At 42.0% G+C, this 13,799-nt stretch carries 1 protein-coding gene; it reads right to left on the bottom strand.

Annotation, left to right across the window (positions count from 1 at the left end):
- Nucleotides 1–6: 6 nt before the first annotated feature.
- Entirely contained in the window at nucleotides 7–13,785 is a 13,779-nt protein-coding gene (locus PGX00_RS09455) for a retention module-containing protein (protein WP_272135582.1), read from the bottom strand.
- Between the last annotated feature and the right edge of the window lie 14 nt (nucleotides 13,786–13,799).

Raw genomic sequence — 13,799 nt, 5'->3', positions numbered from 1 at the left:
CTATTTTTAATCTTTAAATACGTGGTCTTGGAGCATCGCTGAGAGTACGTCAGTTGCGCTAGAATAAAGTTCACCCATCCCTTCTAAAAGTATATTTTGCGGAGAATTTAGTCCATCCACTTGGATCTCAAGGTTCACATCTTTACCGTCGCCCACAGTATCATGGTCAACAATGGTTGCAGTTACATGATCTTGAAGAAACGCTTCTAATGTTTCTCCCGTGTCTAAAAGGTCCAAGAGATTTATCGTGTCATTATCAGCGGTGCTGAAATCTAAAATAGTATCTACATTGTTATTTAGATTCGTTTCTGTCCAAACAAATTCATCTGCCCCTGCTCCTCCAGTAAATGTATCTTCACCTGTTCCACCGACAAGAATATCTGCACTACTTGTGCCAATTAATGTCGTATCGTCATTGGAAGCAACAATAAGTAGTGGATCGCTCTCGTTTGTATTTTCATCGCCAATGATTGAATCACCATCAACCACAATATTAACAGTCGTCACCGAACTTTCGACGGAAGTAGCATTCGGTTCTTCAGCGATGGCAACAATGGAAAGTACTGCAGAAGTTGTCAAACCATGAATTTCAGCAGAATCCAAATTAGCGGCATCAATAATCCATGATCCATCACTTAAGGTAGCCCCAGTCACTGTCGCGGTGTCTGGTAAATCAGATATTCGAATGATGACACTTTCTTGAGTATCTTGAGTATCAGCAGAGGCAGATACTAAGCTCGCATTTAACCCAATAAGGGGAATGCCTACTCCTGCGAGAGTACTTGAAACATTGGTCCTAATCTGTTGGGTCTGCAATGCTAATTCAAGTTGAGGAACACCAGAAACAACTGGTGCAATGGTGATACCTGCGGTATCCGTGTCTTCTAAGATAGTGGTGCCTACAGAATCATAATTCCCACCATCATTGGTCACCATGGTAAAGGTATCTGTCGTTTCTGTGTTGCTACTACTAACGGAATAAAAGATACCTTCATTTCCTTCTTTAGCACTTAGCAGTTGGTTCACTTCTGAAATTGGACCTTTAATAATGATCTGATTAGGATTAGAACTGTCTACCGTCGTATTTAATAACGAGTTCGGTATCTGTGCCGTCAGTTCACCATGTAAAGTACTGAGTGTTACTGTTATTGGGGTTGTGTCAGGGCGCGATGCGTAATCGCTATCATCCACGCTTAATCCAACTAACTTAGTGATACTACCCTCTGTAACAGAAAGACTATCAAACAACGTGTTTTCTGGTGCGTCATTAACGGCATTAACAGTCACATTAAATTGCGATTCAAACTTACTTGCTGCAGTTCCAGTGCCATTATTACCGTTATCATCGACGGATACCGTAATACTGGTATCACCATTAAAGTCACTATTTGGCGTAAAAATAACCCCTTCAGAACCGGAGGTCGCGCCAGTATAATTACCAGCCAGAAGATCGTTTATATCCGTGATGTTTCCTGACAAGGTCAGCTCACCAGACAGCGTGCTAACTACTATATTAGGGAATGCCGATTGCGCTTGGTCACTAATCGAAAGTACACCGTCAGTATTAGTAAGAATAACCGTGTATTCTCCGTTTTGATCATACGTATCATCGAGTTGGTCTACATCTCCAATAACTAAACTAGTAATGTTAACCGTTGTGTCCTCGTCAACTTCAACATTGGTTGGTAACGTTAGCGTTGGCGTATCGTTTATTGGTGTAACCGACACTTCGAATTGACTATCGAATGTGTGGTCGGCATCACCAGTGCCATTGTTGCCGTTATCATCCACTGACACTGCAATGTTCGTATTTCCGTTAAAATTACTATTTGGTGTAAAAATAATCCCTTCTGAGCCAGCGGTCGCGCCAGTGTAATTACCACTCAGTAGATCGTTTATATCAGCGATGTTTCCTGACAAAGTCAGTTCACCTGAAACGGTTGTAATAACAACATTAGGGAAAGCTGATTTTGCTTCATCACTGATTGACAAAACACCGTCAGAATTGCTGAGAGTCACCGTATAAGTGCCGTCTTGATGGCCGTCCACATCTGGGTCTGAATCATCAAACTGATCCGGATCGGCTATAACTATGCTAGTAATATTTATCGCTGTGTCTTCATCACCTACAACATCCGATGGTAAGGTGAGTGTAGGTGCATCATTTATTGGGGTAATATCTAGAGAAACCACACCTGTACTAACTTGCCCACGGCTACCGTTATCATCTGCATACACATTAACGGTAATCTCTGCACTATCACTAGACCAATAGTCATTGTTGTAATCTGTATTGGCGAGATCCAACGCGATAGAGGTCACTTCTTGGAGTGTTGTTGTGATAATCCAACTGCCTGTATAAACGCCATTAACAACCTCAGCGATTGCTGTGTAGTCATCGGTTGAGATACCAGGAAGGGTTACCTGTACCAATTCAGGCACGTTATCGATTTTAATATAAACGGTTTCCGGGCTATTTTCGTTGTAGTTGCTACCCGGGTCTATCGAGTTTTCATTGTCAATTACGCTGGCATCGATTTGTATAATAACTTGTCCGCCTTCTATTCCTGAGGGCGAACTATCAATACGAGTGTCAATATCATCACCGACCGCAGCAATATTCACTTCAAACGTGCCCGAGGTTTCTCTCGGTACTTCTGTGTCCTTTTCTTGAACGTAAACCGAGTAACCTAGATTTACCGTACCACTGAAATCTTCTGCTGGTACAATCACTACATTATCTAGCGTCGCTTCAATTCCCAAATCAGCTCTGATCTGAATACTCCATTCACCATCGCCATTATTCTTAACCGAGAAATTATTACCTAGTGATTTTATTTGAAAGTCATCAGGTACATCTGTAATTTTGAATGAAACGAACTCTTCTGATTGATCTACGTCGCCTAACGTGAACTTAAGATTGTCTAACCTAATGACATTATCTTCAGTGCCTTTAATATTGTTCGCCTTAACAGCAACGTCATCTACTACTGAGACAACATCAAATGAGATTGTTGCTGAGTACGAATTATCAACTGCAGTATCGTCCGGTAAAGGCGTAAACGCACCGTCATTCGCACTGACAAAACTGGTGCTATCAACAATCGTACCGGTTAAGGTCAGTTCAACAGAACCGGAAAAATCCGTTTTTGGAGTGAAAATGATATTTTCTAAAACTGTCTCTATCGTTATACCATTGCTTGCGATTATCGTTATCGCGCCGGTATTAGCATCAATTGTGACATTGTCACTATAGGCGCTATTGTCTACCGACAAAGAACCACTTCCTAATGGCGGTGTAAGAGTAATACTCTGAAACGATTCAATACCGCGAGATTGGTCGGTATCATTATCTTCCCAATTAAGATGGTTCAAATTAAGCTTAATCGCACTGTCTTCATATGCGGTATTGTCTGCAATCACCGTTGGTTTAGATTCTTGAGCGTTGGTGAAATCTGCATCGGTTACTGTTTGAACGATAGCGTATTCACCGCTTTCATCGCCATCAACAAAGTTTGTTTCATCCAGGCCATCCACTACAGGTGAGATTCTAACTGGGATATTAAGGGTTGATTGGGTTTCGTCACCTGAATCAAGATCGGTGACAACAATTGCTACGGGTAAGGTAAATTCTCCAGCATAATCTTCTGGCAGATTTAACATTAACCCAGTTAAAGCTTCATCGCTTAATAAACCCGTTGTTAGGTCTATGTCGCCTACGTTTATAACTGCTGTGTATAAACCGTTATCAAAATTATCTTCACCACCACTAGTACCAAAGCTAATACCAGTACCTGCAGGGGCGCTAGAAAAATCGAAAACGAGAGCGATTTCATCATTGATGCCGCTATTACCATCGCTTAATAGGCCCAAATCTGTAAATACAACCTTGCCCGACAGAAAATCTTTTAATTCGATTTGTGTATCTTCAGCACCCGTCACCACAGTTGATGGTTCTATACTCCCAGAAGCCGCCTTTGTCTCGAATCCTGTAGCAGGTTTAGTAAATTGCAGAGTTATCGTAGTGTCTTTTTGAACTGGACTACTATTCTCCGTTTCATAACTTGTCACATAGTCCACAACTTCTGTATGAATGATGACGTCAACAACAACTGGGTCTCCATTTGAGTCAAGTAAACCATCTGGTGCGTGAATAGAAAATAAATCTTCGTCGGTAATAGTCCATGTTCCATCCCCATTATTTATTGCACCAGTAACGTAAAGTTGGTCTATGAGGTATTCAAAATCAGCTAGTACAGCTGCATGGTCCGGGTGATTTGGATCGTTAAGTGCGTCTTTATCCAATCCAAAATCAAACTCTACAACGATCTGGTCGACTTTTTCATCGGAGTCGGCGTCTAAATCCTGTTTAACTCCAACTCCAACATCTGCACTAGTGTCTTCACTATTTCTAGAAAAACTAATACTGCCATCTGTAATCGTATAAACTGACTCGCCATTGACATCACTTGGCGTCAGACTTGTGTTCAGATCTAGCTCTGTATTTGCCTCAACCACAGGAGCAACCGAAACATTAACGGCACCGTTGTACGTTGCTTCTGAGACGATTGGTTCGCCGTTAACATCCAACGTATCAACGTCCGTCTCAGCAATTGTGACTTTGGTTTCCAAAGTGAAATCTTCTGTCGAATCTTCTGGTAGGTTTGCTGTGATTTTTAAGTTGGCTGCGGTTAACGCACCACCATCTTTGGCCTCTATAATAATGCTACTATCCGCTGTAAACGAATAATATGATTGGTTGCCTATACTGACTGTTTGCACAGGAGAACCATCTAGATAAGTGACTAAATAGTCGCCACTTACCAATATAGTCATATCTATATCGCTGCGATCAGTAATACTTTCTAGTTCTAATTTGGTGACATACTCATTATCTTCAACATCTAATTCGTCGTTATCGGCTAATTGTTGTTGATCACTGCGTGGATACCAACGAACGTTAATATCACTGTCTTCAGAAACTGAGACTTGATTTATAAATGAATTATCTCCAGTCAACGGATTTTCAAACCCTGAAATAACTGGTGTTACCTCAATAACGATATTTTTTTCTACTACCGTCTGATCACCATCATTTTCTGTCACGATGATTTTGGCGGTTAAATGAATATCATCAGTATTATTTTCAGCAGGAACAATCATAACATCGGCGTTATCGATATTTGCTTCGTATTTTGGCTTGCCATTTTCAGTGCCGATATAGGTTAAACTAATCTCATTACCGGTATTGATGTCGATAATTTTATAGTCTCCATTAGAACCGTCATCTGAAATCACCACGGAAATCGTTTCAGATCGACCAAGCAACCCTTCATGGTCTCCTAATTCACCACTGACAACAGAGAAATCAAGTTTTGCACCTTGATATTCGCCATCAGCGTCGCCAATGGACTGCCCCGTATATTCATCAATCGGTGTAGACGTTCTAATTTCACCCGTAGCTTGATCTATTATCCATTGGTTAGTTGATTCCGTACCGATGGCAGGAAGGTCCGCAACACCTTTTATATCAACGTGAATCGTTTTCTCAGCAATAGTGTTGTTGGTATCAGTGGCATCGGGGTCACTCTGTAGATTAGCTTCATCCACTATGGTGAGTTTTACGTTGAAATCAAAATCTACGTTGCTGTCTAAAGGAGGAGTAATAGTTGTGTATTCATCTTGGATAACATCGTAGCTAAAAATAAGATCGATCGGAGCCGCGGTAGGATCAATAACATTACCGTCTGAATCGACCTTTACCCCTTTTCCATTGTCATCCACAATTAGCGTTATTTGTGTTGAGTCTGTATCTTTATAACTAAAGTAACTTCCCTCTGGCAAATCTATTAATTCAATATAAGCTTGCTCTGAACTGTCGGTAAGATCGTCTAGTTCTACAACCGTAATATGATCTTTAAGTTGAAAAGCGTTGTCTTCGATAACGTTGACACGTTCGACTTCAAGGGTTGCATCGTCTGCTACTGGCTTTATATCAACTATTATCGTATTAGTCGATTCTGCGGTAGGGATTACCGCGTTACTTTCAGGCTCATTTGATATAGCTTTGACCGTTAGCTCTATTTGCCCACTAAAGTTATCCGCAGAATTAATATAGACGTTATCAATTTCATCTGAGGTAAATCGATATATTCCATCTGGGTCTGGACTGATCTCTGTACCATCAACGGTTTCTAGAACATGCAAGTTTGGAATAGTAGTAAATTCCAACTCATAATTGATCGTTTCTGGTGTGTTTCCAGTGACTTGATCTTGTGTAAATGCGCCAAAATCCAGTTTAACACTTGAACTATCTTCTACCCCGATTGGGTTTTCTTCAAAACTATCAAGCCACTCTGGGGTGTCGGCGATGCCTTGAACCACAACATTGATCTCACTAGAAACCGATTCGTAAATAGTAGACGTTGTTCCATCGGCATTGATTAATTGTCTCGAAATCGTGACCGTGACGTCAGCCTGAATACCACTAGCGTCCGTTGAAAAGTGTCTATCTGGAATAAAGAAAATATTTGTTATCGATAACTGGTCTACGTTATTGCTCGACGTAGTTAATTGGGTTCCACTGATCTCGTTGCCATCAATTTTAATATAATTTGAACCATCATAATAATAGAAAGCACCACCTTCAGGATCGACAATAGTTATAGATGAAACACTTTCATTTGCATCAATATCGCCTACATTCACTGTCAATAGAACACCAATAGGAGGGTTATCACTGCTCCCATAATTGTCGTTAGGTACTATTAATTGACCAGAATCTTCTTTACCGACAATATTGGTTTCTAATAGAGATGACACCTGATCCTTTATCACCAAAGTTAAATCACTTTGGTCTTGATCCCCATCGCTATCAGTTGCTGTAACAATCAATTTGGCGACAACATCACCCACAAGGTTTTCAACCGAGCTATTTGCAGAAAAACTAACCTTTCCATTAGACTTAACCGTTAACGTACCTATCTCTTGCCATTGACCGTCACTCTCTTTCATCGACACAATGATGGATTGAGTCGTACCTGAAACCGAGATGCTTTCTTGTCCATCAAGTTTTAACGTAGCCGCATCTGACGATGTAATGTCTGTTATCGAAGCACCATCCATTCCTTTATCAATAAACATCTGTATGTTGTCTATCGAATCACCCTCGTCAACCGTTAATGTTCTATCTCGTAAAGTGGGCACTTGGTCGACAATATCTATAAGTAAGCCTATCTGTTCACTCGTATCAGAATCAAAGTCAGTTGCAGAAACAGGAACCGTAAGCGTAATTTTGTCTGTGTTGTCACCAGGATGATCTATAGGAGCAACAATACTGAAGGTTACCTTGCCAAAATTAGGGTCTGTGTAATCTGAAATGACGGTAAGCTCAATGACATTTTGATAGTCCGGATTGTTTGCGTCATCGTTAAGGTCTATCACACCAACAAAACCATCAGCAATTTGTTGGAAGGTAATTTCTCTTCCACCTGACGTTAAGCCCGTTATCAAATCGCCGTTCTCTGCAACAAACGATACATTATCAATATCAATATCAAACGACTTAATATTATCCGAACTCGCTTCAAGTATTATTGTGGTACTGTCTGACCTCGAATTTGAACCAATTTCACTTACCGTTAATTTAGAAATTGAATTGATTTCAGGATCTTGTCCATCCAACAGTGTAAGACCAAACCTTGCAGAGTCACTATCTCCATCTGTGTCGGTTGCAGTCACTTTGAAGTTTAAAGCAATCTTATTGTTCGCTGGGTTATCCAGCGGCAGATACTGGTCTACTTTCAAGTCGCCAGTGATTTCATCTAATGTGGCTTCAAGGACTTTTGTCGTTGTTCCATCTAGATATAACGTAAAGGTTGACCCAACTGTCGAAGAGGTCAGAAGTTCCCCGCTGCTTGTTAAGCTTGAAATATCCGTCGTTAATTCAATCGCTACCATGTCGATCGCGTCAACGCCTTTGTCAAATGTGACAAGCTCATCTATCGTGACCTTTGCTGGTGTCGACTGTGACATGTTAGTGCTTTCGGTTAATGATGCATCTTGGTTAACGATGACTTCAGGATTTTCACCATCTTTTATTTTTATATTAATTGTCGCTGATTTGTCGGCATCGTCGGTTGAATCAGCGGTTACAGTGAATTTTAAATTACTGCCCTTACCGTCCTCTTGGTCGATAGCTTGGTATTGAGTAACTTCATACCCACCGGTTTCGTTATTAAATTTCAAAACGAGAACAGGATTAGAAGTATTGTTTGCTGTGACAAATGTAAAAGTATTTCCGTTGTCCGTTGTCGGCAACAATGTCAACGCATCACCGTTTGAAGTCCAGCCCGATACATCAGTACTAAGCACAATCGAAATTTCTGAGCCATCAACTCCCTGAATGATATTGGTGGTGCCTGAAGTAGTGCCATTTGTGCTATCGAAATTACCGGCACTGTCCAGTTGTTCCGTCAGTGTGACACGGCTGTTGGTCAGTTGAGTATCAACACCGTCTTTGATATTGACTACAATATTAGCGGTTTTATCGTTGTCGTCCGTAGAGTCGGCCGTCACTTTAAAGGTAAGTTTACTGCCACTACCAGAGACCTGATCTATCGGTAAACTTTGAGTAACGTCATAGCCACCGGTTACTGGGTTAAATACCAAATTCAATACAGGCGTTTGTCCATCTTGTGTTACCAGTGTGATGGTATTTCCATCGGCACTCGTGATCTCTTGCAGCGCTTTACCTTGAGATGTCCAATTAGATACGTCAGTAATCAGGTCAATCGAGATTTCTGAGCCATCAACCCCCTGTACGATATTTGTTGTGCCTGCGGTAGTGCCATTTGCGCTATCAAAATTACCGGCACTGTCCAGTTGTTCCGTCAGTGTGACACTGCTGTTGGTCAGTTGAGTATCAACACCGTCTTTGATATTGACCACTATATTAGCGGTTTTATCGTTGTCGTCCGTGGAGTCGGCCGTCACTTTAAAGGTAAGTTTGCTGCCACTACCAGAGACCTGATCTATCGGTAAACTCTGAGTAACATCATAACCACCGGTTACTGGGTTAAATACCAAGCTCAATACAGGCGTCTGTCCATCTTGTGTTACCAGTGTGATGGTATTTCCATCGGCACTCGTGATCTCTTGCAGCGCTTTACCTTGAGATGTCCAGTTAGATACGTCAGTAATCAGGTCAATCGAGATTTCTGAGCCATCAACTCCCTGAATGATATTGGTTGTGCCTGAAGTAGTGCCATTTGCGCTATCAAAATTACCGGCACTGTCCAGTTGTTCCGTCAGTGTGACACTGCTGTTGGTCAGTTGAGTATCAACACCGTCTTTGATATTGACCACTATATTAGCGGTTTTATCGTTGTCGTCCGTGGAGTCGGCCGTCACTTTAAAGGTAAGTTTGCTGCCACTACCAGAGACCTGATCTATCGGTAAACTCTGAGTAACATCATAACCACCGGTTACTGGGTTAAATACCAAGCTCAATACAGGCGTCTGTCCATCTTGTGTTACCAGTGTGATGGTATTTCCATCGGCACTCGTGATCTCTTGCAGCGCTTTACCTTGAGATGTCCAGTTAGATACGTCAGTAATCAGGTCAATCGAGATTTCTGAGCCATCAACCCCCTGTACGATATTTGTTGTGCCTGCGGTAGTGCCATTTGCGCTATCAAAATTACCGGCACTGTCCAGTTGTTCCGTCAGCGTGACACGGCTGTTGGTCAGTTGAGTATCAACACCGTCTTTGATATTGACTACAATATTAGCGGTTTTATCGTTGTCGTCCGTAGAGTCGGCCGTCACTTTAAAGGTAAGTTTGCTGCCACTACCAGAGACCTGATCTATCGGTAAACTCTGAGTAACATCATAACCACCGGTTACTGGGTTAAATACCAAGCTCAATACAGGCGTCTGTCCATCTTGTGTTACCAGTGTGATGGTATTTCCATCGGCACTCGTGATCTCTTGCAGCGCTTTACCTTGAGATGTCCAGTTAGATACGTCAGTAATCAGGTCAATCGAGATTTCTGAGCCATCAACCCCCTGTACGATATTTGTTGTGCCTGCGATAGTGCCATTTGCGCTATCAAAATTACCGGCACTGTCCAGTTGTTCCGTCAGTGTGACACTGCTGTTGGTCAGTTGAGTATCAACACCGTCTTTGATATTGACCACTATATTAGCGGTTTTATCGTTGTCGTCCGTGGAGTCAGCCGTCACTTTAAAGGTAAGTTTGCTGCCACTACCAGAGACCTGATCTATCGGTAAACTCTGAGTAACATCATAACCACCGGTTACTGGGTTAAATACCAAGCTCAATACAGGCGTCTGTCCATCTTGCGCCACCAGTGTGATGGTATTTCCATCGGCACTCGTGATCTCTTGCAGCGCTTTACCTTGAGATGTCCAGTTAGATACGTCAGTAATCAGGTCAATCGAAATTTCTGAGCCATCAACTCCCTGAATGATATTGGTTGTGCCTGAAGTAGTGCCATTTGCGCTATCGAAATTACCGGCACTGTCCAATTGTTCCGTCAGCGTGACACGGCTGTTGGTCAGTTGAGTATCTACACCGTCTTTGATATTGACCACTATATTAGCGGTTTTATCGTTGTCGTCCGTGGAGTCGGCCGTCACTTTAAAGGTAAGTTTGCTGCCACTACCAGAGACCTGATCTATCGGTAAACTTTGAGTAACGTCATAGCCACCGGTTACTGGGTTAAATACCAAGCTCAATACAGGCGTCTGTCCATCTTGCGTCACCAGTGTGATGGTATTTCCATCGGCACTCGTGATCTCTTGCAGCGCTTTACCTTGAGATGTCCAGTTAGATACGTCAGTAATCAGGTCAATCGAGATTTCTGAGCCATCAACTCCCTGAATGATATTGGTTGTGCCTGAAGTAGTACCATTTGCGCTATCGAAATTACCGGCACTGTCCAATTGTTCCGTCAGCGTGACACGGCTGTTGGTCAGTTGAGTATCAACACCGTCTTTTATATTGACCACTATATTAGCGGTTTTATCGTTGTCGTCCGTGGAGTCAGCCGTCACTTTAAAGGTAAGTTTGCTGCCACTACCAGAGACCTGATCTATCGGTAAACTCTGAGTAACATCATAACCACCGGTTACTGGGTTAAATACCAAGCTCAATACAGGCGTCTGTCCATCTTGCGTCACCAGTGTGATGGTATTTCCATCGGCACTCGTGATCTCTTGCAGCGCTTTACCTTGAGATGTCCAGTTAGATACGTCAGTAATCAGGTCAATCGAGATTTCTGAGCCATCAACTCCCTGAATGATATTGGTTGTGCCTGAAGTAGTACCATTTGCGCTATCGAAATTACCGGCACTGTCCAATTGTTCCGTCAGCGTGACACGGCTGTTGGTCAGTTGAGTATCAACACCGTCATTTAGCGCAACTGTAACATCACTAGACACTTGACTACCGTCTGTATCGGTTGCCATAGCCGTTAAAACAAACTGATTTATATTACTTTGCAAGTTTTGGTCAATTGGTAAAAATTGAGTTACTTGATATGAACCACTATTATCATCTGAAAGGCTAATAACTAATACATCAAGCTCGACACCATTCTCAGTTACAAAAACTCTAATCGTTCTATCTTCATCGATGAGTTCCCATGACGTGTCGTTGCCTTTTGACGTTAGCGCTTCAAACATTTGAGATGCAGCATCGCTAATGGCCCACTCAACACGTTCTATAGCGTCGGTGCCTTGACTGAATTCTAGGCTATCACTGCTAGATATTGCGTTTGTCTCACTGCCATCTAAGCCAATAATTTCTGTTAATGATATGGAACTTGAATCGTTACCAATAGTAATAGATTGACCATCTAGTATTGTGATATTTGCTTTTGCAAAAGTTTTATCTCCATCGGCATCAGTTGCTAGCAATGTCAGATCTAACTGGCTGCCACTGTTAGAAATATCATCTCCATCGTTTTGGCTTATATCCTGATCAATTGACAAAAACTGGCGTACTGTGTAATTCCCTTCGAGATCTTCAATTTTCAGTTCGAGTACATCAGCGCCATCGACTTCTCTTTGAACTAATATTGTTTTGCCGTCAGGAGATAACGTCCAACTTGTCTTACCATCGTTTGTTGTCATGTTGTCGAGAAAAAGAATTGTCTCTTGAGAGATATCCCAAACGACAGATTCAATACTATCTGTACCTGCCACAAAACCAGCGCTTCCAGATTCGCTGATCGCATTATTAACAGAGCCGTCTAGTGTGGTCAATTCTGTAAAAATGACTTGTGAATCAGGATTTAAAGCGACAGCGTCACTACCATCAACTATTTGATAATTAATAGTATTAGTAACCGTATCCCCATCAAAATCTACAGAAGTAATAGGCAGAGGTAGGCTTAATATATCGTCAAGATCATTCAGTTGCTCAAGCACCTGATATTGAGTAATGGTATAACTACCATCAAGGGATATCGTCGCGTCTAAAACTCGATTTTCTGGTTCACCAACAACAAACACTGAAAGTGTTCTACCATCATCAGACAAAACAGCTTCTAATGATTGATTGTTCGTCAATACGCTATCAAACAGCGCAGTGATCTCGTCATCAAAGCGGATATCCTGAAGGTAATCAGAACCGATATTAATAGCAGTACCTTCAAAGTTGACTGGATTTTCTGGGTTAAGCTCTTTTGTCTCAGTGTAAACAATATCCACGTTTTCTGCGGTTTGGGCCTGTCCATCTATAATAGTTGGCGTTAGCACTACAGGAGAAAGAAGGCCGTTACTATTGGTATCCTGTCCTTGAATAGCAAAGTCTATGGAAAGATTATTATCAGTAAACCGAACTAAACCCGCGTTACCAAGTGGGGTATTGTGATCGATAGGTTGTTCTAGTGTCGTCGTCAGTGATAATTCAACGTTTGCACCAACAGAATTACTCACCAAAGAGAAAGTGATAATGGTTACATCACCCTGAACACCAATAATACTATTGCTCGCTTCATCAAAACTGAATACAACAGGTTCTCCAGATGATGTTACTTCACTGTTTAGTTCAGCAAGCAGTGCTTCTAATGACACAGTCTCAAAGGTAAAAGAAGATGGATCAAGTGGCCTATTCCCAGCGTTGACTGTAGTGACGATCGTGGACGATTGTAGTGCACTCGCTGTGTTTAAAGTGCCTTCGGTAATAGAACTAGTGCCTTGCTCACCGCCCTCACCTGGACGCACGATTGGCGTGTCTTCGTCTTCTTCGATCTGCTCGGCTTGTTGGCCTTGTGTCTGAAAAAAGGTAGACGCGAGTGATTCGACATAAGTGTAATCAATTGTAACAAAGCCACCATTAGCGCTGGTTGCAGCTTGTCCACCTGCGGCTGCGGCTTCTAATTCGAGTGTTGGGTCAATACCATCTAATATAGCTGCTTGTATGTTGGCAATTTCATCGCCCTCTAGTATCGCAAGCTCGTTTGCTACCGCAGACGGGTCAACCGTGACATCACCTGAGATTGGTGCGATAGCGATATTTTGGCCATTATTTAATGCTTGTGGCGTTAAACAAGAAACACAGTTTTTATCAATGAGAACCTGTTGACCATTTATCTGAACAATAACTTCGGCATTCTTCGGTGTAATTAAAATATCTTGTGGTATCAACTGCATACCAGCTTCTGCTAATTTGGCTGCCTCTCCGGGTCTAACCAAAATAGCGCTTCCAGTAGAGGATTCAATAACGGCACTTACAGCTAAAATTTGTTCATTCATTCTTATACTTCCCA

It is taken from the genome of Vibrio algarum (genome assembly GCF_028204155.1).
GTDB lineage: Bacteria > Pseudomonadota > Gammaproteobacteria > Enterobacterales > Vibrionaceae > Vibrio > Vibrio algarum.
Note: the sequence above shows the minus strand (reverse complement) of the source record. Positions and strands in the feature narration are given on the sequence as shown.

Bases quoted from the DNA above. Each gene is read 5' to 3' on its own strand.
- PGX00_RS09455 (WP_272135582.1), bottom strand. From the start codon at position 13,785: ATGAATGAACAAATTTTAGCTGTAAGTGCCGTTATTGAATCCTCTACT.